The organism is Metabacillus sp. RB-C-LZQ-3-1 (genome assembly GCF_058315175.1).
On the sequence record NZ_JBZFLI010000030.1, the window covers coordinates 1 to 24680 of the forward strand.

Here is a 24680-nt window from a genome sequence, read left to right on the forward strand (position 1 = left end):
ATTGTACTATATAGTACGTTTTTGTTAATCGAAATTAACGTTGGCACGCTTGGTTTTGTTTAGTTTTCAAAGATCATTTGTCAGTCGTTCTCTCAGAGGCGACTTTATTAATATAACATGTATCTAATAAATAAGTCAACATGTTTTTTAAAAAAATTTATCAACCCAGAAGTAATTCAATACCTCTCAGATGACCTTCACTACTATATCAACTATATAACCTATAGTCAACACTAAATTTTATTCAAAATAAAAAAAGGGAAGCAAATGCTCCCTTATTATTAGACTAAGAATATAAAATATAGAATAAAGATAACAAACAATCCGTACATAACAGGATGTATATCCTTCGCTTTACCTTTCATAATCATAGTAATCGGATAAAAGATAAAGCCAATTGCGATTCCTGTTGCTATACTGTATGCCAATGGCATTGTAATAATTGTTAAGAAAGCTGGTACAGCAATTTCAAATCGACCCCAATCAATCTTTCCTAGGGACGATACCATTAATGCTCCAACAATGATTAATGCTGGTGCAGTTACCGCAGATGTAATAACTCCTAATAGTGGAGAGAAGAATAAAGCTAGTAAAAAGAAAGCCGCTGTTACTACTGATGCAAAGCCTGATCGAGCACCTGCAGCCACCCCTGCAGAAGATTCAACATATGATGTTGTTGTAGATGTACCTAAAACAGAACCTACAACTGTTGCTGCTGAATCAGCAAATAAAGCTTTTCCCGCTCTAGGTAATTTATTATCTTTCATTAGACCAGCTTGGTTAGCTACTCCAACTAAGGTTCCCGCAGTATCAAAGAAATCTACAAATAGGAACGTTAAGATAACAACAAGCATTTGCACTGTAAAGATCTGATCAAGATTCATAAATGCCTGTCCAAAAGTTGGTGCTAAACTAGGTATTGCTCCAACAACCTTGTCTGGTACAGCAATTTGTTGTGTAAGCATTCCTATAATAGCTGTAATAAGCATACCGTAAAAGATTCCGCCTTTTACTCCACGAACCATTAAAATCACTGTTACGAAAATACCGAAAATCGCAAGTAAGGTTTGAGGATTAGTAAGATCACCTAAACCAACTAGAGTAGCATCATTGTTCACGATAATCCCTGCATTTTGAAAACCAACAAACGTTATAAATAAACCGATCCCAGCACTTACAGCAAACTTTAATTCTGCCGGAATCGAATTAATGATTCTTTCACGTAGTCCCGATAAAGTAAGAAGAATAAAAATCAACCCTGACACTAAAACACCTGATAATGCTGTTTGCCAAGGGACACCCATTGTCAGTACAACTGTAAAAGAGAAAAATGCATTTAATCCCATACCAGGCGCTAAAGCAATTGGATACTTAGCTATAAGCCCCATTAACAATGACCCCACTGCTGCCGCTATTGCAGTAGCTGTAAAAATCGCTCCTGTATCCATTCTCATTTCAGCAGGCAAATCCGGGATAGAAGTCATTGCAAGAGTATTAGGGTTTACAAATAAAATATAAGCCATTGATAAGAACGTTGTTAATCCACCAATAAATTCACGTCGATAATTTGTACCTAATTCATCAAACTGAAAAAACTTTTTCATAAATAGGTATTCCTCCTCAGTATTAGTTATAAGCAAACATGACTATTTTCCCCATTAATATCCAAAATAAAAAGCGCCCAACTGTACGTGAGCGCTTGACTAATAAAATATTAATGGCAGGTACAATAGTACCCTTGCTATTAATACCTCGTAGTCAAGCCATTTACGGTAGCTTGGTAGAAACTTTCGAGCCATATCCTCGACATTATACGACGTATTCCGACTTATTTAATTCTAAGTTTATTTTATCAGCACCTCCCTTATTCGTCAACATAAAAAAGCGAACATTATTTCAAATAATGTTCGCTTCGTTCGTATTTTACTCCCACTCAATCGTTGCAGGTGGCTTACTTGTAATATCATAAACAACACGGTTAATATGTTTGACCTCATTTACGATTCTTGTTGAAATAACCTCTAATACTTCCCATGGAATTCTAGCCCAATCAGACGTCATTCCATCAATTGAAGTTACCGCTCTAATCCCAATTGTGTAATCATAGGTTCTTGCATCACCCATTACACCAACACTGCGGATATCAGGTAAAACCGTAAAGTACTGCCAAATATCACGATCAAGTCCAGCTTTTTTAATTTCTTCACGTAAAATATAGTCTGATTCACGAACGATCTCTAATTTCTCTTCTGTAATTTCACCAAGTACACGAATACCTAACCCAGGACCTGGGAATGGCTGTCTCCAAACAATTTCATCAGGAATACCCAGTTCTGTACCTAAAGCACGAACCTCATCTTTAAATAATGTATTTAATGGTTCAATAAGTTGGAATTCCATATCCTCTGGTAAACCGCCAACATTATGGTGTGATTTAATTGTTTGAGCTGTTGCAGTTCCACTCTCGATAATATCTGTATAAAGAGTACCTTGAGCTAAAAATTCAATTCCTTCTAATTTTGCCGACTCATCGTCAAAAACATAAATGAATTCATTACCGATGATTTTACGTTTTTGCTCTGGATCTGAAACACCTTTTAATTTATCTAGGAATCGGTCCTTTGCATCAACTTTAATAACGTTCATGTTAAAGCCTTCACTAAATGTCTTCATAACACTTTCTGCTTCATTTTTACGTAATAGACCATGGTCTACAAAGATACATGTCAATTGATCACCAATTGCTTTGTGAATTAATACAGCTACAACAGAAGAATCTACACCACCGCTTAATGCACAAAGAACCTTTTTGTTACCTACTTTTTGCTTAAGCTTATCTGTTTCCATTTCAATGAAGTTCTCCATTGACCAGTTACCTTCACAGCCACAAACGTTAAAGACAAAATTCTTTAGTAGTTCATTCCCAAATTCAGAATGACGAACTTCCGGGTGGAATTGAACACCATAAAATTTACGATCTTCATTACTCATTGCTGCAAATGGACATGAAGTGCTAGTAGCATCTACATGAAAATCTTCTGGGATTTCTTGTACTAAATCACCATGGCTCATCCAAACAACTTGTTGCTCAGGCAGGTCTGCAAAAAGAGCTGGTTTACCGTGAACATCAATTGTTGCTTTTCCATATTCACGGTGATCAGCAGGAACTACTTTCCCACCAAGTTTATGTGTCATAAGCTGCATTCCGTAACAAATACCAAGAACAGGAATACCTAAGTCAAAAATTGCTTCATCACAGTCAAACGCATTTTCTCCATACACACTATTAGGACCACCAGAAAGAATAACTCCCTTTGGATTCATTTGTTTAATTTCTTCTGCTGTAAGAGTGTGTGGGTGTAACTCGCTGTATACTCCCAATTCACGGATACGTCTTGTGATTAATTGATTGTACTGACTACCGAAGTCTAAAACTACTACCATTTCATGAATGTTTGCCACCATCGTCACCTCATCGTATATTTCATGCATTTATTAGTATGCTAAAAAGACCATAGTATCCATACAAAAGGATCATAACCCAGGAAATACCACCTGTCACTTCGTCTAAATAGCAAAAAAACTAGAATCCACCTTCATCATGGACAAGATGTCCATTTATATCACAACCAAAAAAAGTGTGATCATTGAAGAAGGCAGAATTCTAGTTACTTTTCGAACTTATTCTGCCTTCATAGTCGGGAGATTTAAGGTTACCCGGTAGAGACTCTCGATCCATATTATCGAGGATATATGAAGGTCCTATTAATTTTTCTATTCTATCAATCTCTCATATGATTGGTCAAGATGATGTCCTTTTAATTAAATTTTCCCACAATTCAACAGATTTCCGCCATTCTTCTTTTGCATTATCCTGTCTGTACAACGCTTTTTCATAGTTTTTGGTTAATGCGGTCATATGAACCATTTGAAAATATTCATCAATGTATCGGGCATATTCTCTTAAGGTTTGACCTTCTTGTCTTTTAATCCCGCGTCGTGCAAATTGTTTAAGCAGAGATTCATATGCTTGGAAAAACACATCGTCATCTGTTCTATTCCTATACTTTAAGATCATTAATCTTGGCATCCATTTCATTCTTGTTCGATATACAACATAAATGGTTAAAGCAAGCACAATTAATATTCCATACAATCCCTTGCTGCCTAAACGAAAGTCCATCATGTTTAAAACGGGGTTATTCGTTGATGCTGAAGCGTCCTCTACTTCCGAATCCTCTGGTTTTTCTGGAGTTTCTTCAGGTTCTACTTCTTCCGTGACTTCCTCAGGTTCTTTTGTTTCCTCAGTCTCAGACACATCTCTATAATCATTTGTTAATGTATAAGGATTAACAAAACCCTTAGTTGGTTCAAATGGTACCCAACCAACACCATCAAAGTAAATCTCCACCCAAGAGTGAGCATGATTGTTTGTTACAACATATTCTCTTTGATTATTCTCTACCGTTGATACAAATTCACCTTCTGTATAGCCTTTAACCCACCTTGCCGGAATGTCGATAGATCTCAACAAAACAATCATCGAGGTTGAAAAATTATCACAATAACCTTTAAATGTCTCAAACAGAAACTGATCCACGTAATCTTGTTCACCTTCAGGGACAGGAACATCTTCTTTATCATAGGTATATTCTGGACTACCTAAATAGTCTTCAATTGCCTTCGCTTTATCATATTGATTATCTTCAGATTCCGTTATAGATATCGCAAGCTCTCGAACACGCTCTGGTAGTGTTTCAGGTAATTGTGTATACCTTTCAATAAATCCTTCTTGTACACTCTCAAATGTTTGTCCCTTTTTCATCTCATTTAGTGGATATAACGGGAGATCGTATGTCACATCATAGGATAGAAAATCTTCCCTTGATCCTTCATTTTCCTGAAACGGATAAATCATTTCGGTATTCCTGTTAAGATATAAAGGTAATTCCGCTTCAGTTTGAACAGATGTTAAGCCGAGAGGATAAATAACATGTAGATATCGATAATCTTGATTAATGGTGATCGTAGATTCAAGACTTCTAGTTTCTACCCTTTCATCAAACCAGCTTAACTCATCCTGTATAGTAGAAATTTCTTCCCTTGCAGCTTCTGGATCAGAAGCCAGCCAACCCTTACCTGTATAAACATCCTTGGTTTCCACTCTCCAGTAATGCCTATCAGTTGATATATGTTTAAAAACCTCGGTGTCATCACTGACAAACGACCCTCCCAGTGATTCATCATTTGGACTATATCCAATCCTTTTTGTGTCTCCTCCTCCTTCACCTTGTTGGCCAACAGCTGTTATATAAGGAACCGGATCAGGCCACTGCGGCGAGGCTTTGGGTGCTAATATGGCGAGAATCATTGAAGAAACAATAAAGGCAATAAGAGGTAAAATCCACCGTAAAGAAGCAATTCGTTTCATTTTAAGATTTTCAAGCTTCTTTAACCGATCAAAATAAAGCAATCCGAGCATAAAAAATCCAATTAATACAACTCTAACAATAGCGTAGGTAGCATCATAGGGTGTAAAAGTGTCTAATACCGTAATATAAACTAAAGTTAACACAAAGAAAAAAAGAATTTTCTTCTGATATAAAATCCAGTAATGAATTAAATACACTAAGAGCCATAATAAGATAAAGAATAGTAATGATCGAAAATTAGATGTCATTCCCATCCAATCAGCACTCGGAATGAGAGAGAAATTAAATCCAATATCCCGAATTAAATCCCTTACCCATAAAAAGTTAAAAAATACTCCTTCAAAATACAATCCATGCAGCATAAACATGATGATAAATATTTTTACAGGAAAGGTAATATACCATTTCGTATGAAAAAACGTCATCAGAAAGCTAACACCAATAAAAAACACGAAGATAAATGTATTCCCCGTATCTGTAAATACACCTAGAGGTCTAAGCCACTCCCATAACAATATAAATGCGAAGATATAATATAATAAAGCCACTGATTTCCCCTCAAAACTATCGGATGCCCTCATGAGTTGATCACCTCTTTATAGTTTTGACTTTTCACAATATGAAGTTGAATTTGTCGTTGCGCCAACCTTTCAACTAACACACTTTCCTCATTTGATAGATTTTCATGTTTACCTTTCACAAGGTATAAAATAAACATTCTTTGCTGTCCAGACAAAAATTCCAATTTTCTAGTCAAATCGAGGTTAAGATTTGAGGTTACGACAATGCTGGCAGCCTGCTTTATCTCTGTATTTAATCTATTTTCCTCTAATATAGAGGCAAAAGATGTTTGACTATCACAATCAACTATCGCTAAATGGTAGAACAAATTCCTTATATGCTGATCATCAGAATGTAAAGGAAATACTTGCGATTGTTTTCCAATTGACACGAATCCCACTCGCGCACCGCTTTTGGCAATCACTTGGACCAGAGAAGCAGCATAGGAAACAGTTGTTTCGAATAACGATGAGTCTGTTCGATCTAAGAAGATCACAACATCATGGCTTTGCATTTGTTCGAACTCTTTTGTCATAATTGAATTCCTTCTAGCTGTTGCTTTCCAATCAATCCACGCGAACTTATCACCTGGCTGGTATTCCCTAACTCCAACCGCCATTGTTGAATCCTGCCAATATTTAGTTAAGGTCGATGATGCCCCTTGTTCATATTGCTTTTGATTTGAACGATAGACAAGATCGACAGTCGAGGGATACACTAAGAAATAATTCTGCGCCTCAATTTTGACTTCTTTTTCAATTAACCCAAAAAGATCGCCTGTTCTTAATCGGATTGTTCTAAAATGATGCTCACCACGAGGTATTTCTAGGAGCTCATACCGAAATGACACCGTTTTTTTAAACCAAGGGAAAAAGAGTTTTTTAGGCTCTTCTAATCGTTTCACTCCTTTTAGTTTATCAGTTAACTCATCTTCAACAAGTAAATAAAATAAAGGGAAAGGAAAAGATCTCTTAACTGTAATTGTACCGGTCAGTCGCTGTCCGACCGAAAATTGATCTTGATTTATTCGTCTCGTAACACGGAAAGAACGGATAGGGTAAATCATTAATAAAAAGGAGTAAATAGCAAAGGGAAGAAAGCTGTAAAATAAAAACCAGCTTACAAAACCACCTTGAAACATCGCATAACTAAAAGCAGCCAATGTAAGAAATAAGAGGGAAACGACTTTCCAACCAACCTTTAAACTCTTCAAAAATCTATTCATTTACGACTCAATGCCCTTTGAACTGGTATTGAAGTTTTCGTAATGATTTCCTTCACAATGTCATCAGCTGTTTTCCCCTCAAATTTTGCTTCAGATCTCAAAATAATTCGATGAGCTAATGTGAATGGAGCTAGATATTGAATATCATCAGGGATGATATAATCCCGGCCAATTATAAACGCATATGCTTGAGCAGCCTTCATTAAAGCTATCGATGCACGTGGACTAGCACCTAAGTAAACAGATGGATGTAATCTAGATTTCGAGGTGAGATCGATAATATAATTCTTTATTGTCTCATCAACATAGACAAACTGCATTTCATTTTGCAGTTCCACTAACTCCTCCTTTGTAATCACACTATCAATTTTATGAATAGGTCTCTCTCTTTCAGCTAATGTTAAAACTTCTAATTCTTCTGCCTTCGTTGGGTATCCCATTCTAAGCTTAAATAAAAAACGGTCTAACTGTGCCTCCGGCAATGGATATGTCCCCTCATAATCTACAGGGTTTTGAGTTGCCATGACAAAAAATGGTTTAGTAAGCACTCTTGTTACACCATCAACTGTGATACTTCCTTCCTCCATCCCCTCAAGAAGTGCTGATTGAGTTTTAGGTGAAGTACGGTTAATTTCGTCTGCTAATATAATATTTCCAAAAATAGGGCCTTCTCGAAATTCAAACTTCAATTCCTTGGGGTTATAAATTGATACCCCCGTTACATCAGAAGGAAGTAAATCCGGCGTGAACTGGATTCTTTTAAATTCTGCGCCCACTGATTTTGCAAGAGCACGCACCATCATTGTCTTCCCGACACCTGGCACATCTTCTAGTAAAACATGTCCATTCGCAAGAATCGCCACAAGACTCAGCATACTAACATCTCTTTTTCCAACCATAACTTTTTCAATATTTTTAATAACTCGACCGAGTTTTGGATGCATTTCTTCAATTTGAGACATGATTTTCCTCCTACGGTGAAATTCTATCTATTTTCTATTATAGTATTCTTTAGAAACTTAACAAAATCCTTTAGCATATTTAACAATATGTTCTAATTAAATAGACTACTTTGCCTTAATTTTTATTATATGATTATCCATGCTCTGAAAACAAAGCACAAAAAAACGGCTTTCGCTTCGTATCTGAAAGGAATTAGAAGCTCTTTGAAGAAGTTTGTAAGGGTAAGCTTATAATATGAAAAGGAGAGGATGCAATGGGATTTTTAGATGGTCTTTTGGGTAATGCTTCAACCGCTACCAAAGAGGAGGTAACAAAGGAACTGGACCCCATTTTAACTGCTGGTGAGGAAATTGATGTTGCTTTTAAACTTGTTAGAGATCTAATTGTGTTTACGAATAAGCGCTTATTATTAGTAGACAAACAGGGATTAACAGGCAAGAAAGTGGAATATCACTCGATTCCTTTTAAAAGCATTTCCCATTTCAGTGTTGAAACAGCTGGACACTTCGACTTGGATGCAGAGTTAAAAATATGGATTTCAGGCGCTCAAGCTCCCGCTATCTCGAAGCAATTTAAAAAGGATAATAGTATTTACGATATTCAGAAAGTACTAGCAACTGTATGTAGTTAGATAGGTAAGATTTTTTCTTATATGATCATTTTTGCGTACAAATAGAAACGCCTCTCTATGCATAAGATACATGGAGAAGCGTTTTTATCGTGATATAATATTTTCTCATCACATATTGATATTAATATTTCTTTTCTCATTTCGTTTTTGAAAAAATTTCACGATTGCTGGATAGCATAATGAAATAATCGTTAAGAACAATAATGTGATAGAGATCGGTGATGTGAAGAAAATATCCATACTTCCATTTGAAGATAAGATTGCTTTTCGGAAATTTTGTTCCATATCGGCACCAACAATTAACGCTAACACAAGTGGAGCGATTGGAAAATCCAATACCTTAAGCATAAGCCCAAATAATCCAAAGATTAATAGCAGGAAAAAGTCAATTGCACTATAGCTCAATGTATACGTTCCAATGAATGCTAGTAACACAATAATCGGATATAAGACCTTAGCTGGCGTATCGAGTATTTTAACGAGTAGCCCTACTAATAAAATATTAATGATCACCAAGGCGATGTTTCCAATAAACATACTATTAATCAATGACCATATAGTAGTTGGATCATTTTCAAAAAGAAGCGGCCCCGGTTTAATGCCAAGCATGATCAGCGCACCAAGCATGACAGCTGTTGTACCAGATCCAGGAATACCCATTGTTAATAATGGAATCATAGCACCAACAGATGCAGCATTATTCGCTGATTCTGGAGCTGCAAGCCCTTCGACAGCACCTTTTCCAAACTCTTCCGGCTTTTTTGATATTTGCTTTTCAGTAGAATAACTAATCATTGATGCTATCGAACCACCAGCTCCAGGCAGCACACCAATAATAAACCCTAATGGCCCTGCTCTTAGGATCGGCCATTTAGATCTCTTCCATTGCTCTTTACTAAACCAAATTTTCCCTACATCTTTCTTTTCTTTTTTCATTTTATCAATTGAAAGGAAATTGTATAGAACTTCCCCAATCGCATAAACTCCAATGATGACAATTAGAAAATCAATACCCTCACTGAGGTGGGGGATACCTAATGTAAAACGATAGACACCAGTTTGTGTATCGATTCCAATAGTACTTAATAATAAGCCCAGTGACATAGCTAGAAACCCTTTTACCATTTTTCCAATCGATAGAGAAACAATAGCAGAAAGAGTAAGAAGCATTAATAGAAAATATTCCGCCGGTCCAAACTTTAAAGCAAAGTTCGCAAGCGGCTCAGCTAAGAAAATGAAGCCGATTACAGCCATAACTCCTCCAATAAATGAAGCTACTGCTGATATGGCCATCGCCTGTCCTGCTTGACCTTTTTTCGCCATAGGATACCCATCAAACGTGGCAGCAATCGCAGAACCATCACCAGGAGTATTTAGCAGGATTGAACTTCTTGACCCCCCATACATTGCTCCATAGTAGATAGCAGCCATTAAAATAATCGCACTTACCGGTTCCATTCCAAATGTAATTGGTATTAGTACAGCTACAGCTGTTGCAGGACCTAAGCCTGGCAGCATCCCGACGATCGTACCTAAGAAACCACCTATAACCACCCACATAATATTAATTGGCTCTAATGAAGTCATTAGCCCTTCTAGAAAACTGTTCATATCCATCACATCACCCCCTAAGGTAAACTAACACCTAGTAATACACTAAACGCATACCAGGACAAAAACGAAAAACATATTGTTACAAGAATGTTGGCTTTCCATTTTTGTTTTCCATTAACGACAAATAGGAGGGCACCTAAAAAAAGCACTGTCGAAAACAAAAAACCGAGTTGCTCAAAAATCAATGAATACCCTACTCCTAATAAAACCGTTAATCCAATTAGTTTTGGTGTTCGCCCCGAAAGCATTTGTTTTATTTTCTTGTTTTCTTTATCTAAAGTTTTAAGTTCCTGAAATAAGTACAAGATACTAAAAATTAACAGTAATACACTCAAACCAATCGGAAAATATAAAGGCCCGTTTGGATTCCCTAGATTCGCTTTTGGCAAATTGAAAGACCCAATTAAAAAGGAGCAGCTAAGCAAGATTAAGAAGATCGGCATAGCTAGTTTTAATATTTTCATCAAGATTCGCCCCCTTCACTTTTTTAAATGTAACGATTATAAAAGGGGGCCTTCTCTTTATATCTGCTTTTGTTTAGCACTGTAAAACTTACAGCATCCTTTCTTAAAGAGAAGGCCCTTTCATATAAGTCCATTCAACATTCTATCTATTATTTAACAAGACCTGATTCATTTACTAACTCGGTATATGATTCTTCTTGTTCAGCTATAAAACTTTTTGTATCGACACTATTTTTATAGAAATCATCCCAATCATTATTCTCAAGGACTTTTTGCCATTCTTCTGTTTTAACCAATTCACTAATTTTTTCATCCCAATACGCTATTTCTTCTTCTGTCATATTTGGCGGTCCCATAATTCCTCTCCAATGAGGAAAAACCATGTCCACACCTTGCTCTTTCCAAGTTGCTACATCATCAAGTTCTTCCACTCTTTCTTCAGAAGAAACGGCTAAAATCTTCAACTTGCCTGCTAAGTGTTGATCCTTAACTTCTGAGAGTGCAGTTGTAATAACATCCACATGGTTACCTAACAAAGCTGTTACAACATCTCCTCCGCCTTCATAGACTAAAAAGTCAAGTTCAGAAGGATCTCCACCGTATTCACTAAAGGCTTGAACGAAGGATAGGTGGTCATTGTTTCCAAGTGCAGGTCCTACCCCAATCTTAAGTGACTTTGGATCTTCTTTTAGTTTTTCCATCACTTCTGTAGCGGATGTAAATTCAGAATCTGCTGGTACCGCAATCGAGATCCATTCTGTTGCAAGTGTAGCGAGTGGTGTAAATTGTTCATGTGTTAACTCACTTTGGCCTAATAAATTATTTGTCAGTAGTAGACTAGAGTTTACAGCTAAATAATGAGCATCTTTAGACTCTAAGTATTTCCAACCAACCTCGCCGCCACCGCCCGGCTTATTTATAACATTAATATTGTTATCTACTAATTTATTATCCTTTAATCCTTGTTGAATCGACCTTGCAGTTAAGTCCCATCCACCACCTGGTGAAGCTGGAGCTACAATCTCAATATTCTTGCTCGGAAATTCCTTATTTCCTGAAGCAGAATTTGAACATGCTGTTAAAATAGCCATTAATAATAAAAGAATCCCTAATTTTTTCATCATCTCACAACACCCCTCTTAAACTTTTTCTCATTATTATCCACTAAAGCAATATTTTAGTTATAGTGATTTATCTATTCTTATCCTATCTTCTCCCTGCTTTCATGTAAACGTTTCCAAAATATTGAGTTTTAAAGAAATAAAAGTTAGTTTTGTTCATTTTGTTCACAAAAGCGCAAGTGCCCTGTTCTGCTCCGAAGCACTTTGCCTTCAATTCCAAATTGGCTTATAACCTCGGGGGCTAGGCACTGGCAGTCCTAAACACGACATCAATCTTCAAGACTGCACTTGCACGTCCTGTGCTTCGGAACTGAACATCGCTTAACCACAGTTCCTGCAATTAAAATTTCCTGTATAAAAAAATAAACGCTACTATTTTGGATAGTAGCGTCGCTCAGGCCTGCCAACAATACCATATACATGTTCAGATGTTGCTTCATTTGTTCCAACTAAATATTCTAAATACCTTCTAGCTGTTGTTCTGGAAGCCCCCATTTTTTTCCCAACCTTTTCAGATGTGATTCCATCTGTTTCGGATGCTATGATTTCTCTGACCTTTTTTAATGTTACAAAATCAATCCCTGATGGGAGCAAAGGTTTTTCCATTTCTTTATCAGCTCTACCAAACAACGTATCTAGTAGATCTTGATTCACTTCCGTAACAGTGCTAAATAGCTTCTTCTTCTTTTTATATTGCTCCATTGTGTCCTTAAATCGTTCAATTGTAATTGGCTTTACTAAATAATGTTCCACACCGTAATTCAATGCTTTATTTATAAAAGTCTTATCTGTAGCTGCAGTAATCATAATGATATCCACTTCAGGATAGTTTTCTCTAATGATTTTCAGTAGATCTGTCCCTAACTTATCAGGCATATAAACATCTAATAGGATTAAATCCACCTTTTGCTTATCCATTAATTCAAGTGTTTCCTTCGCATTACTTGCCTTTCCAACTACATTCATTTGCTCTACTTCTGCTAAGTATGCCTCATGGATTTGTGCTACACGGAAGTCATCTTCAGCAATAATGACATTTATCATGATGTTTCTCCCCTTTTTCTTTCTGAACAAAAGCCAAGCGCCTTGATTAGCCTAGGGCAAATAAGATGATTTTAGTATAGAAGGCGTTTTTGCCTTCAATTCTAAATTAGCTAGACCCTAGAGGCAGTCTAAAATCGTGACGTTAATTTCCACGACTGCATTTGCACATCCTATGCGAGCTGAGGCTAGGCGCTGGAGCTGGATGTCGTACGCTTATCCATAGTTCAAGAATTTTAAAATTCCTAAGCCTAAATAATTGTCATCCATTCTTAGGTAAAAAAACTGCAAAGACAGCCCCGCCATCTTCTGTATTTGTAATTTCTATTGAACCGCCAAGACCTTCAACCTCTTCTTTTACATTCGCCAATCCATACCCTCTATCTTTCCCTTTAAGCGAGTAACCCCTTTCAAAAATCGATTCTTCCATTCCATAAGGGATTCCTTTTCCACTATCTGAAACTTCAAAAAGAACATTATTCCCTATATCAGTTACGAAAAAGGACACTTTTTTTTGTTTGCTTTCGGATACTGCCTCAAAGGCATTATCTAATAAATTGCCTAAGATTACGATTAATGGCGAAAGTTCAATCGTATCAGGAAGGAATCCTAATGAACTCTCCTTATCGATCTGAAACTGGATTTTTTTTTCAGAGGCCTTTGCAATTTTGCCAAGTAAAATAGCCTGTACCTTTTCATCCTTTATGTTGTTAAAAAGTAGTTCTGTATGATGTTCTTGTATTTTTGTTTCCTCTTGGATTAATTGAATGGCTTCTTCCCTTTTATTAAGTTGAATCAATCCCAAAATAACATATAGCTTATTTGTAAACTCATGAGCCTGTGCCCGTAAATCCTCAGAATATTGCTTTACCTCTGAAAAAGCATCAACCATCTTTTTCATTTCTGTCTTATCTCTAAAACTAGCAACTGTTCCTACCCGTTTCCCATCCTCTAAAACTGGTTGAGTGTTCACGATGATCGTTTTATTATTGTATTGAACTTCTTTATTTGTTTCATCTGATACAGACTTCATTAACTTCAAAATTTGATCAGAAAAAATCATTTCGTTAATTTTTCTGGATTCTATCTCTCCAGGTACATCCAATATATGTTGAGCAGATTTATTCATCATTGTCACTCTGTCATCTTGATCAATTGCAACGATACCTTCCTTTACAGATTGCAGAATGGCATTTCTTTCTCTGTATAGTGAAGCAATTTCAAAAGGTTCTAAGCCAAGAGTATCCTTTCGAATATTCCGTGCAAGTAAAGTACTTCCTACAATCCCTATAAAAAGAAAAGCACTCGATGTTGCAATCATCTTTTTTACCTCTTTAGATATTTGCTCGCGAATAGTACTCATTTTAAATTCGACGATAACTGCTCCTTCAACCTTAGAAAAATCTCCGTGATCAAGAATAATTGGAGCAACACCTTTTAAAACCTCTTTCTCGCCCTCACCTGCGTGGATAACATAAGAACTTCCAAACACTAAAGCTTTATACGTTTCTCTCATCTCTGAATGCATATCCTCTTTTTGTGAATATGCCTCAGATATGATCTTCTTCGATCGATCTTCAACCAAAATACGTGAAGCATCTACTTGACCTAAAATCTTTTCAGTCAGTAAATCTAGCCTTTGCTTGTTGTGATCTGAACGAAACGCCTCCTGAACCGCTGGCATATATGATAGTGTTTGCGCCGTTTGCAGCGCAAGATCCTCAGACTGTTTTACATCCTCTTTTGTTTCATTGTAAACAAACATAGCCGTTAATGACCCAAGAACTAATAAAATAAGAATGAATACTAATCCTAATATTTTCGTTTGAAGTGAAACCTGGAAACTCCCTTTCATACCATCCTCCAATATTAGTGTTATCTAAAAATTTATAGTGGTTTAAAGATAATCCAATGTTCAGAAAATTTAATATATAGTATCTAAAAAACTAGGATATCATTTTTTATGCGTAAATGGACATCTTTAACGTTAAAATTTTTATTTTAAGATAGTATCGCTGTTAAGATGATGAACTTTTGACTATATGTTGATATAATTTAGATTAAAGACTGGATTTCTATCATAATAAGGGGCATCAATATGTTAAAAACCAAAAGACTAGATCAAATTAAAGAATATGTTTTTAAGCATAAGAATGTATCATTGGATGAGCTTGTAGAAGTATTTAATGTTTCGAAAAACACGATAAGAAGAGACGTGAAACTGTTAGTTGACCAAGGGGAATTAAAAAAAGTGTACGGAGGGGTGTCAGTTAATCATTCTACTCTTGTTTCCTTTAATGACCGAAAAGTTCGGAACCAGAGTGAAAAACAAAAAATTGCTAAACTAGCCTCTCAATATGTTGTAGATGGTGACATCCTTTTTATCGATTCAGGAACAACTACATTTGAAATGTTGGAGTATATAAAAGAAAAGAATATTACGGTTGTGACAAACAACGTCGATTTTATCGTTGAAGCTATGCCATATGACAATTTAAACGTCTACTCGACAGGTGGGATGCTTGAAAGAAATACAAATTCATTTGTAAGCTATAAAGGACTAGACATCTTTAATACTTATAATATTAACAAGGCGTTTATGGCTTCAACAGGCATTTCTATTTCTAATGGTGTGACAAACTCTTCACCTCTTGAAAGTGAAATAAAGAGGTCTGCTGTAAAAAAATGTCCACAAGTATTTTTACTAGTAGATCATCAAAAATTTGATCAATACGCATTAACAACCTATTGTGAATTAGCAGATATCGACTATCTCGTTACAGATAAAAATCCTAATGTGCAGTATCAAGAGTACTTTAAAGAAAATGACATTAAGTTAATCTATTAAATCATTTAGAATAACTAAAAAAGGTTGTTCTTCACAAAAAGAAAAGAACAACCTTTTTCATTAAATTATAATTCTCCTGTAAGAAACTGAGCCCTACCAAAACCGAAGCTCCAGTCAGCATTTCCATTTGTAACGATTGATATCATAATATCATTCGGCTCAATTCCACACTGTTGATTAAGTTCTTTAACGATTAATTCATAAAATAGCTGTTTTTGAGCTTCTGTTCGTTCTTTACTTGTTACACTTATGACAACAACATCTTTGCTGCGCTCAAAACCTAACCCTGTATCTTCAATAATCATCTCATTTGCAGGATGCTGATAAACAATTTGGTAGCGATCTCTTTCTGGTACTTGAAAAGCCTGTACCATTGCACGATGTGCGGCATCTAACAATTTTCGTAGTGATTGATCATCACGACCCTCTATTAAATCAAATCGAATTAAAGGCATAACTAGTCTCTCCTTTTTTAATAAGATGTATCGTTCTTCTTACATTTACCTTTTTTGTAGCTTCTTTATATTGTTTGAGAACCTTGATACAGGTTCGCCTTGCCGCTCGTGTTAAACTCTCTTATTTTTTCTTTAATTGTTTCTTTTACTGCTTGCTTACCCGGTGTTAAAATGGACCGAGGATCATATAGTTCGGGATTTGTACTTAATACATTACGAACTGCCTTCGTCCAAGCTTGTAAACACTCCGTATTAACATTAATCTTAGCATGACCAAGTTGGATCGCTTTTTGAATTTGGCGAGTCGGAATTCCTGATCCCCCATGTAAAACTAGCGGAACTCCTGTTAATTCAGATATTTGCTTCATTTCTTCAAATCCTAATTTCGGTTCTCCATTATATGGACCATGAACTGATCCAAGAGCTGCTGCCAAGGCATCAATATCCGTTTCCTGTACAAGTCGATAACACTCAAGAGGATCCGCATATTTGATTCCGCCAATTAAACCGTCTTCATTTCCGCCAACTGTGCCGACCTCAGCTTCTACAGAAACACCATGTGCTTTCGCATAGTCAACTACCTGTTTAGTCATGATAATATTTTCTTCAATAGGATAATGAGATCCATCAATCATAACAGATGTATACCCTGCATCAATTGCTTGTTTACAGCGCTCTACACTCATACCATGATCTAAATGTAATGCAACTGGAACTGTTATTTCTTTTTCTTTCACTAAAGAATTCACCATTGCCGCAATAATACGAAAGCCGCCTAAGTAATCAACAAGGCGATCAGATGATGCTAAGATGACAGGTGCATTTTCTTCTTGTGCTGCTTCTAATGTTGCTTCAATCCATTGAAAACTATTTATATTGTACTGCCCTACTGCATAGCCTTCCTCTTTTGCTTGTATGAGCATATCCTTCATCGAAACCAATCTCATTCGCTTCCCCTCCATTTCCTGAAATACTATACACGGATCATGGTTATTACTTATTACTCACACTTACTCATCTTCTTTTGGTAAGAAACCCAATTATAAAACGATTACAATAAATCACTTACGATAGGTGTCTCCTTACTGACAAACCATTATCTCCATGAAATCATCCGGTTTATTTTTGGTTATATCATGGTTAACTTTTGGTTAATTATTAAACCTATCATAATATTTAAATCTCGCTTAGTCAATAACTCTATAAAACTTTTTCTTTAATCAGGGAGGTTTGTCATAATATAAAACAGTTTCTTACTCCTTTTTCGTATAAAAAAAAGCCTCCGCTAGTCATAAAACTAACGGAGGACTCTGTCTTGGTTTACTTAACACGATACGAGACAGTTATCATTTCGTTAAAAAGTTTTCAGTGTAAAAAGGACGTGAATCAGGACTAAAGGCTACTCCGACTCCTAGTCTTTCAAAATCTGATTGTAAAATATTTTTCCGATGGCCAAGCGAGTTCATTAAGCCTTCATGGGCAAAGATACTGCTTATTTGACCTGTGGCAAGATTCTCTCCAGCCATTCGGTACGTAATATTGTCTTCTGTCATCCGTTCAAACGGAGATTGACCATCTTGGTTTGTATGACTAAAGTAGTTGTTATCAGCCATATCTTGGCTGTGGTCACGAGCTGTTTCTCGTACCGCTTCATCCCAGCTGAGCACAGAGAGGCCATGTGCTACTCTAGCAGCATTTGTTAGGTCAAACAGCTGATACTCAAAGCCTTCCTTTAATTCTTCACTTGGGACAGGATAGAATTTTTCCCTTTGCTGTTCTAGTTCCTCACTAATAATTTGAATGGCTGTTACTGTTTGATCTTTATGCTTATCATAAAAGATTGTTACATAATTCTGATCAATAAGAAATGTATCGTATTCCTCGTTGTTTTGAACTTTATAAGACACTAATCCCTTTTGAATGCTTGTAAGTGGTTCATCCGTCATTGTAAGAACTGCTTCTCTTGATCTTGAGAAGGAGATTCCCATTGTAGACGTTAGTAAATCCTGATTTGTATATAATCCAGCCACCTCATTTTGATCATTATACGCGACCATGACAAAGTTTTGATAATTTTCGTGGTAAGCTACCCAGTCTACTCCATATTCATTTAAGGAAGACCGTTGTGGAGCACCAAATTGCTGTTCCACCTGTTGCTGAGAATCTCCAATCTCAACATTATAAACTGAAAACGATTGTTCAGATGGAGCATTTAGCTCCGGAGGATCTATAACTTGTTGCTTTTCCGGTTCCTTTTCCGGTAAAGTTTGTATCAGTTTTTGAAACAAAAGCTGGATTTCATTGCTAACTTTAGTTACTGCAGAAACAACTTTAGGATTTTCCTTTATCTCTGTTATATCTGTACGTACTTCTTCAACTACACCTTGAACACCAACCTGTTGGTAGGTATCTCCATAAAAATACCAAAACCCGCCTGCAACCAAAAGCAAAGCGATTATATTTTGTACTCTCGGCAAAAACGACACTCCAGTCTCGAATTTCATTTTGTCATGATTTTAGCAAATACATAGAACATAAACAAATTACATTCTATGTTCAAAAAAAATTCAACGAGCTAATCAAAAGCCTTCTTTTAGATATCTTCGAGGTAAAAGCTAAACAATGACCTTACCTTGATGATAACGGACAATGATGAAAATTTGGTGAAAGGGGACATTGTAGTTATGTTAAAATAAATGAATTACTAAAGGTAGAGAATACTTTGTTATTCTCGTAGATATGCAATAAGGGTAACTTAGGAGTGTAATTTAATTATGAATAAAAAAGATATCGCACATATTCGAAAGCAATTCAAAATAGGTAATGACTTACTCAAAATTTCTGACATTTTTAATGTCTATATTATGAAGGAATCAAGTGAGATTTACCATCACCAAAGTCAACCATTTGAAATGCTTGACGAAGATCAAAAAGAGTTATTTATGAATAATTTCAAAAAATTACTTGCTGGCCAAATGGATGAGAAGCTCTTTGAATTAAAGTTTCAAAGAGATGCTGCAAATAACAGTCAGCTTATTTTACATCAAGGATTACTGAGCCATGATGTGGAGGGCTGGAAGGAGCAGATGCTTCAAATCGTAAACAAAATGCTCAAGGACAAACAATTTGAAATGGATATTGTTGTCACATTCATTCGCGGAGAATATTTAAAGCCAATGAAACGCCGAAATGAGGAAGCTGAAGAAAGTGAACGGGATACTGTTTTCTCCCACCCCTTTATTTTATGCAGTATCAATAATACACAAGAGCCAAAAAAAGAACTGCTTTTTGACTACGTGGAGAAAGAGTTCAAGTACAATTTTGTTGTAGACCCAATCATTAACCTCAATGCTCCAATGGGAGGGTTTCTATTTCCTTGTTTTACTGATAATGCAGCAGATGTCAACCACATTCTGTACTCCGCTGGTAAGGTTCATGAGCCCGATCATCAATTCATCGAGGAAGTTTTAAATGGCGAAGAAACGATGACTGCAAAAGATGACAAAATCGTCTTTGAAGAAATTATAAAAGATGTAACAGGAGATCAGCTAAATACATCAACTCTCTCCAATGTATATGAAGAGATTAACCGTATGATCGTAGAAAATGAAGAGGAAGAACAACCAAAATTGGATTCCATGGATGTTGCTAGGGTTTTAAAGATGAGTGGCCTTGAAGATGTAAATACAGAAAAGGTAGAATCAGCCTTCCAAAAAATTATAGATGATGACAAATATGAGATAAAAGCTAGCAGCGTATTGCCGAAGTTCACTTCAAAATCGATTAAAATCAATACAAAAATAGCTAACATTTCTATTAGTCCGCAAGATTTAAGATATGTCAAGCAGGTTCAATTAAGCGGGAAACGTTATCTCATGATTGAAGTGGAAGAAGATACTGTGATTGAAGGTTTTACGATGATACCGGAAGCTTTTGGTGTGAACCCGGAGGAATAATATATAGAAATATTTGTTTCCTATAAATTATTCTACTAAAAAAATACTATGGTTCTGAAACATCTTAATTTGGGAATGCTTCAGAACCTGCCCTGTCTAAAAAAAGGCTTCTCACAGTTTTTTAAAACTCATGAATAGCCTCTTTCTTTATTATCTCAATGTTAACTAAATATTAGGATTTCACTTTCACCTTACTAACGAAGCAACATTTTTACTGCCCTAGTTTAATATTCCTTTTTCCCTATTTAAATCTTTTATTTATAAGCTGAACTAAAGAATTCTTTTATATCTTTATCCTGCGGATAGGACAACCAACTATAAAAGGAAGCACATGAACCCTTCCCGCTTCCCTCTACCCAGCCTTTTTAACTGCTCGGCCAATTTCTAAGTTTCCAGATCGTTTTAATTTATTCCAACCGACTCGAGTTCCTCTTAGGGCTGCTAAAAGAGATTTCCATGCTACCAATAAAAGAAGATAACGGTAGAAAATTCTTTGTAGAAATAACGGAATGAGTGGTTTAAGACCTAGCTTTTCTAATCTGAATGCGAATAAACAAATGAGAAAATCAGCTAGCAGGTAACAAGAATAAAGTAATAAAGATTTTTCTATATTTCCAGAGACGATGCCCAAAACAAATAAAATGTCGATAAATGGTGCAAATAAAGGATATAAAAATTGAAACAGCAGCATATTCGGGAGCGCAAGGTAGCCTAATGATTTATGTTTTATTCCACAAAAGGCTTTTCTATGCTTCCAAAAGCATTGCAGTGTTCCAAAGTGCCATCTATAACGTTGCTTAAGAAAATCTCGGCTGTTTTCTGGGGCTTCAGTATAGGCATATGCATCTTCATCAATGGCAATTTTATATCCCTTGCGCAGAATTTTTAAAGACATGTCCGTATCCTCTGCCAATGTATCAGCTGTAAAATATCCAATCTCTTCAAAAACCTTTTTTCGCCAAGCTCCAATTGCACCTGGGACAACGGTCACACAATTGAGCATCGCATATGCACGTTTTTCTAAATTAAAACCTGTTACATATTCAACATGCTGCCAAATCGTTAACAAGTTTCGCATATTACCAACTTTTATATTTCCTGATACTGCGGCAATTTTTTCATCGATGAAATGACGAACAAGCAACGAGATTGCTTCAGGTGAAATTATGGTATCCGCATCAATGGCGACAATAATTTCACCGTTTGCCTTTTTGATCCCCATATTTATCGCTGAGGCTTTTCCCCCGTTTTTCTTTTTAATAAGCTGAAGCATTTCATTCGTAGCGAAGTTCTCAGTTACAATCTTTGAGGTTTGATCTTTTGACCCATCATCGACCACAATGACTTCAACATTTTCATAATCACTCTTTAAAACTGACTCAACCGTTCTTCTTATCACCTTTTCCTCATTGTAGGCAGCGATAACGACGCTAACAAGCGGATGGAATCGATTCCCTACATCTGGCAAATTCTTTCGTTTTTTATGCTTACTTGCTAAATAAAGAAGAATCGAAAGACGTAGAAGGAATATAAATAATATACTATAAAATAAAATAAACATTAAGTTGTTAAAACTTGCTACACTGAATAAAGCAACCTTCGTGCTCTGGATCAATGGATTCTCTACCTTTGTCACAGGTGGCATAATGCGCCCCTTTGTCGTATCCATCAGTTCACTAACTGTAACAAATTTATATCCTTCACTTTGTAATGTTTCAATGATTTCAGGCAGTGCTTGAATTGTTGCAGTCCTTTCACCACCACCATCATGAAGTAAAATAATATCCCCTGAAGATGCATGTTTCAGTACCGTATCAACGATTTCTCTTTTATTGTTTGTTTTCCAATCCCTAGAGTCAATATCATAATTGACCGTGATATATCCCATTTGATTGATTTCCATCATTCTTTGAAATGTGGATTTCTCATAAATATTTTGATTATCTCCATTATCTGTATACTGATATTCTCCAAAAGGAGGTCTGTACAATATAGGCGACCGTTCAGTTATTCCTTGAATGATGCGCTCAGTTGTATTTAACTCCAGTTTAAATTGCGAATTCGATACGTTATTCATATCAGAATGGGAATATGTGTGATTCCCAATTTCGTGGCCTTCTTTATAGATTTGCTCCACAATATCAGGATAAAGCATCGCATGTTTCCCAATTATAAAGAATGTCGCTTTTATTTGATACTCATTCAAAATGTCTAATATTTCTTTTGTATACTTCGGATCAGGTCCATCATCAAATGTTAAAACAATCTCTTTATCTTCCGGTTTGCTTAATCGTTCGATTTCAGACGCTTTCGGAATGGAAGTATAGCTTTCCCCTGATATGAAACCAGCATCATCAAAATCAATGCTGCGCTCCCCCGTTCGTTGGTCTGTTTTCGGACGAAGAATACTTCCTTCTCCATAACTGTAGGTAATATCACCATTTTTTACTGTAAGCAATTGATTGATATTATGGCCTTTAACCACATCCCAAATAGATGGATCCTCCGTCCCTAATCTCCATAACGCCACTCCTTGAGCTCCACTTGAGATCGTTTTTTTCCATTGATTATAGAACGTAACACTGTCTAAAAACCATAACTCATGTGATTTATTATTATCCTTATAACGAATATAAGGATTTTTACTCATATCATCCCATTGTATCTCTAAATCAGCTTTGTTAGCCAATCTCATAACTTCTTCAAAGGAAACAGCTTTTCCACCTTGCTTCTTTTCCCAATCCCAGTCATATCCATAATTCCCTAAGCTAACGATGAGCTTGTCCTTTGAAATAGTTGATATATTTTCTTCAAACCATGATGCAGAAGCAATTGGACCTGGATTGATGAAATTCTCATCATACATCATTAAAATGATTCGATCAGAATACTTTTCTAGGTTTTTATAATCAAATGCCTCATTAGCAGGTGGAACATCGATTGTTACTAAAAGGCCATCCTTATGAAAAGTACTATAAAGCTCCTTCATGAAATTTGTCAGCAGGTCTCGATCGCTTTTGTGTATGTTCTCAAAGTCTATATTAATTCCATCATAGCCATGCTTTGTAATTTGTTTATGTATATTCTTAATTAGTTTTGCCTGTGCTTCTGGCGAATTTAGCAGATTATGGATAATTTCTTGATCCCACTGACCATCAACCGCATTATTAATCAAGGGAAGTACCTTTGTATCATGCCTTTTTGCCAGTTCTCCTATATTCTTTTGAATGTCACTTTTTAACTCTAGATTCTTATCAACATGAAACCATTGCGGAATAAGTACATCGATCTGATCAATATTTTGCTTTAAGGAACGTTCACTATTGACATCCCAATTTACATAGAAAGCATAAAAATCATTGTTATTCTTCACATTACTATTTAAATATTTATTATTTGAGGTTGTATTTTCAGATAAGGAATAATCCACATTCCTTTTTTCAGATTGACTAATTGTTGAGTATTCATTTATTTCTTTTGTTTCCCATTGAGGTAAGACGGGATTAAAATAAATACTTAACCCTACTAAGAATGTTCCTAACAAAGCAAAAACAACCATAATCGAAACAATACTTAGTAAAATCCCCCACCTTTTGCTTGAGTCATTTTCAAAAACAAAACCTGCAGCTGTATGGTCAAAAGTTTTTTTAGTTTTTCTTCTCCTGTAAATAAAATCAGATATCCGTTTATACATTATAACCACCTGCTTTATTTATTTTTTTCCAAGACATTAAGGTGAAAAAGTCCTTTTCCACCTTGAAATAATATGAAAGCATCTGTTTGCCATTAAACTAAAAAAACATTCCAAATCCCAGCCATTATTTTTCGGTTAGGAAAAATTCTCCTTTGGACAGCATTGAATTTGATCAAGTTTTTACAAAAGTCATTACTTACTCAACTTCTCTGATCATCCTGTTCTTATTAACGTCTAGGAATTAATTTAAGATTTTTATATGAAAGCAAGTTAAATCTTAACAGAAGTATTTTCACCAGCATATATGCTGATTTAACGAGTTTCATAAGATACTTTCAGCTTATTAGTGCCTTTTAATTTTTTGTTTAGTCACTTTAGCATATGGTCTAATTACGTCGAATTACATAATTTCTTCACTAAATAAGAGAATACTCTCTCAAAAACAATGATCTATTTCATAAAAAAACAGCTGTAATTCGACTTTCTTTTCATCTATGTATATTTTCTTATTTTTAACGATCTTTTATTTAAAGCTTAAAAGGTAATACCTTATATCCCATTTGAACTGAGGAACAGTAAGGAATCTAGCAATCTTAACGCTACAAAAGTAATGGAATCATCCAAAAATTCCCTTTACTTCTTCGTTTACTACCATTTTTAAAAAAGGGCACAAAA

At 35.7% G+C, this 24680-nt stretch carries 17 protein-coding genes and 2 riboswitches; of the genes, 3 read left to right on the plus strand and 14 right to left on the minus strand.

Annotated features, from left to right (window positions below; translation table 11 throughout):
* Nucleotides 1-281: 281 nt before the first annotated feature.
* The 5 genes from AC4GZ8_RS24805 to AC4GZ8_RS24825 all read right to left on the minus strand — a co-directional run bounded on the left by AC4GZ8_RS24805 (nucleotide 282) and on the right by AC4GZ8_RS24825 (nucleotide 8180).
* The gene (locus tag AC4GZ8_RS24805) at nucleotides 282-1604 is read right to left on the minus strand and encodes an NCS2 family permease (RefSeq protein ID WP_491084561.1); all 1323 of its coding nucleotides are present in this window, start codon (nucleotides 1602-1604) and stop codon (nucleotides 282-284) included.
* Nucleotides 1605-1735: 131 nt separating this feature from the next.
* Nucleotides 1736-1837: riboswitch (purine riboswitch) on the minus strand.
* An 86-nt stretch (nucleotides 1838-1923) separates the two neighbouring features.
* On the minus strand, nucleotides 1924-3444 hold the full coding sequence (gene guaA / locus AC4GZ8_RS24810; RefSeq protein ID WP_491084589.1) for a glutamine-hydrolyzing GMP synthase: 1521 nt from the start codon (nucleotides 3442-3444) through the stop codon (nucleotides 1924-1926).
* A gap of 231 nt (nucleotides 3445-3675) precedes the next feature.
* Nucleotides 3676-3777: riboswitch (purine riboswitch) on the minus strand.
* A 25-nt stretch (nucleotides 3778-3802) separates the two neighbouring features.
* Nucleotides 3803-5980, minus strand: a complete 2178-nt coding sequence (locus AC4GZ8_RS24815; RefSeq protein WP_491084562.1) for a transglutaminase TgpA family protein — start codon at nucleotides 5978-5980, stop codon at nucleotides 3803-3805.
* A 29-nt stretch (nucleotides 5981-6009) separates the two neighbouring features.
* A complete protein-coding gene (locus AC4GZ8_RS24820) occupies nucleotides 6010-7218 on the minus strand; it encodes a DUF58 domain-containing protein (RefSeq protein ID WP_491084563.1) in 1209 nt (402 codons plus the stop codon).
* The gene (locus AC4GZ8_RS24825) at nucleotides 7215-8180 is read right to left on the minus strand and encodes an AAA family ATPase (RefSeq protein WP_491084564.1); all 966 of its coding nucleotides are present in this window, start codon (nucleotides 8178-8180) and stop codon (nucleotides 7215-7217) included. The genes AC4GZ8_RS24820 and AC4GZ8_RS24825 overlap by 4 nt, the downstream gene beginning before the upstream one ends.
* Before the next feature lie 254 nt (nucleotides 8181-8434).
* Between AC4GZ8_RS24825 and AC4GZ8_RS24830 the strand changes: the two genes are divergently transcribed.
* On the plus strand, nucleotides 8435-8812 hold the full coding sequence (locus AC4GZ8_RS24830; RefSeq protein WP_491084565.1) for a PH domain-containing protein: 378 nt from the start codon (nucleotides 8435-8437) through the stop codon (nucleotides 8810-8812).
* 108 nt (nucleotides 8813-8920) lie between these two features.
* Here AC4GZ8_RS24830 and AC4GZ8_RS24835 read toward each other — a convergent pair whose 3' ends face one another.
* The 5 genes from AC4GZ8_RS24835 to AC4GZ8_RS24855 all read right to left on the minus strand — a co-directional run bounded on the left by AC4GZ8_RS24835 (nucleotide 8921) and on the right by AC4GZ8_RS24855 (nucleotide 14907).
* A complete protein-coding gene (locus AC4GZ8_RS24835) occupies nucleotides 8921-10423 on the minus strand; it encodes a tripartite tricarboxylate transporter permease (protein ID WP_491084590.1) in 1503 nt (500 codons plus the stop codon).
* Between the two features lie 17 nt (nucleotides 10424-10440).
* Nucleotides 10441-10890: a tripartite tricarboxylate transporter TctB family protein gene (locus tag AC4GZ8_RS24840; protein ID WP_491084566.1), complete on the minus strand. Its 450-nt coding sequence runs from the start codon at nucleotides 10888-10890 to the stop codon at nucleotides 10441-10443.
* A gap of 149 nt (nucleotides 10891-11039) precedes the next feature.
* Nucleotides 11040-12011 (minus strand): tripartite tricarboxylate transporter substrate binding protein, encoded by a 972-nt coding sequence (locus tag AC4GZ8_RS24845; RefSeq protein ID WP_491084591.1) that lies wholly within the window; start codon nucleotides 12009-12011, stop codon nucleotides 11040-11042.
* Nucleotides 12012-12383: 372 nt separating this feature from the next.
* Nucleotides 12384-13055 carry a response regulator gene (locus AC4GZ8_RS24850; protein ID WP_491084567.1) on the minus strand — a complete coding sequence of 224 codons (672 nt, stop codon included), beginning with the start codon at nucleotides 13053-13055 and terminating at the stop codon, nucleotides 12384-12386.
* Between the two features lie 259 nt (nucleotides 13056-13314).
* Nucleotides 13315-14907 (minus strand): sensor histidine kinase, encoded by a 1593-nt coding sequence (locus AC4GZ8_RS24855; protein ID WP_491084568.1) that lies wholly within the window; start codon nucleotides 14905-14907, stop codon nucleotides 13315-13317.
* A gap of 243 nt (nucleotides 14908-15150) precedes the next feature.
* On the opposite strand from AC4GZ8_RS24855, the gene AC4GZ8_RS24860 reads away from it, so the two are divergent.
* Complete coding sequence (locus AC4GZ8_RS24860) at nucleotides 15151-15900, plus strand: DeoR/GlpR family DNA-binding transcription regulator (protein ID WP_491084569.1); 750 nt, start codon at nucleotides 15151-15153, stop codon at nucleotides 15898-15900.
* Nucleotides 15901-15965: 65 nt separating this feature from the next.
* Here the strand turns inward: AC4GZ8_RS24860 and AC4GZ8_RS24865 are convergent, their stop codons facing one another.
* The 3 genes from AC4GZ8_RS24865 to AC4GZ8_RS24875 form a co-directional block, all read right to left on the minus strand.
* On the minus strand, nucleotides 15966-16355 hold the full coding sequence (locus AC4GZ8_RS24865) for a tautomerase family protein (RefSeq protein WP_491084570.1): 390 nt from the start codon (nucleotides 16353-16355) through the stop codon (nucleotides 15966-15968).
* A 65-nt stretch (nucleotides 16356-16420) separates the two neighbouring features.
* On the minus strand, nucleotides 16421-17302 hold the full coding sequence (gene fba / locus AC4GZ8_RS24870) for a class II fructose-1,6-bisphosphate aldolase (RefSeq protein WP_491084571.1): 882 nt from the start codon (nucleotides 17300-17302) through the stop codon (nucleotides 16421-16423).
* Nucleotides 17303-17701: 399 nt separating this feature from the next.
* Nucleotides 17702-18832, minus strand: a complete 1131-nt coding sequence (locus AC4GZ8_RS24875) for a CAP domain-containing protein (protein WP_491084572.1) — start codon at nucleotides 18830-18832, stop codon at nucleotides 17702-17704.
* Nucleotides 18833-19129: 297 nt separating this feature from the next.
* Here AC4GZ8_RS24875 and AC4GZ8_RS24880 point away from each other — a divergent pair, with 297 nt between their 5' ends.
* Nucleotides 19130-20311: a DUF4317 domain-containing protein gene (locus AC4GZ8_RS24880; RefSeq protein WP_491084573.1), complete on the plus strand. Its 1182-nt coding sequence runs from the start codon at nucleotides 19130-19132 to the stop codon at nucleotides 20309-20311.
* Nucleotides 20312-20663: 352 nt separating this feature from the next.
* On the opposite strand, the gene AC4GZ8_RS24885 is transcribed toward AC4GZ8_RS24880, so the two are convergent.
* A complete protein-coding gene (locus tag AC4GZ8_RS24885) occupies nucleotides 20664-24005 on the minus strand; it encodes a trifunctional glycoside hydrolase family 18/polysaccharide deacetylase/glycosyltransferase family 2 protein (protein WP_491084574.1) in 3342 nt (1113 codons plus the stop codon).
* Nucleotides 24006-24680 lie beyond the last annotated feature (675 nt).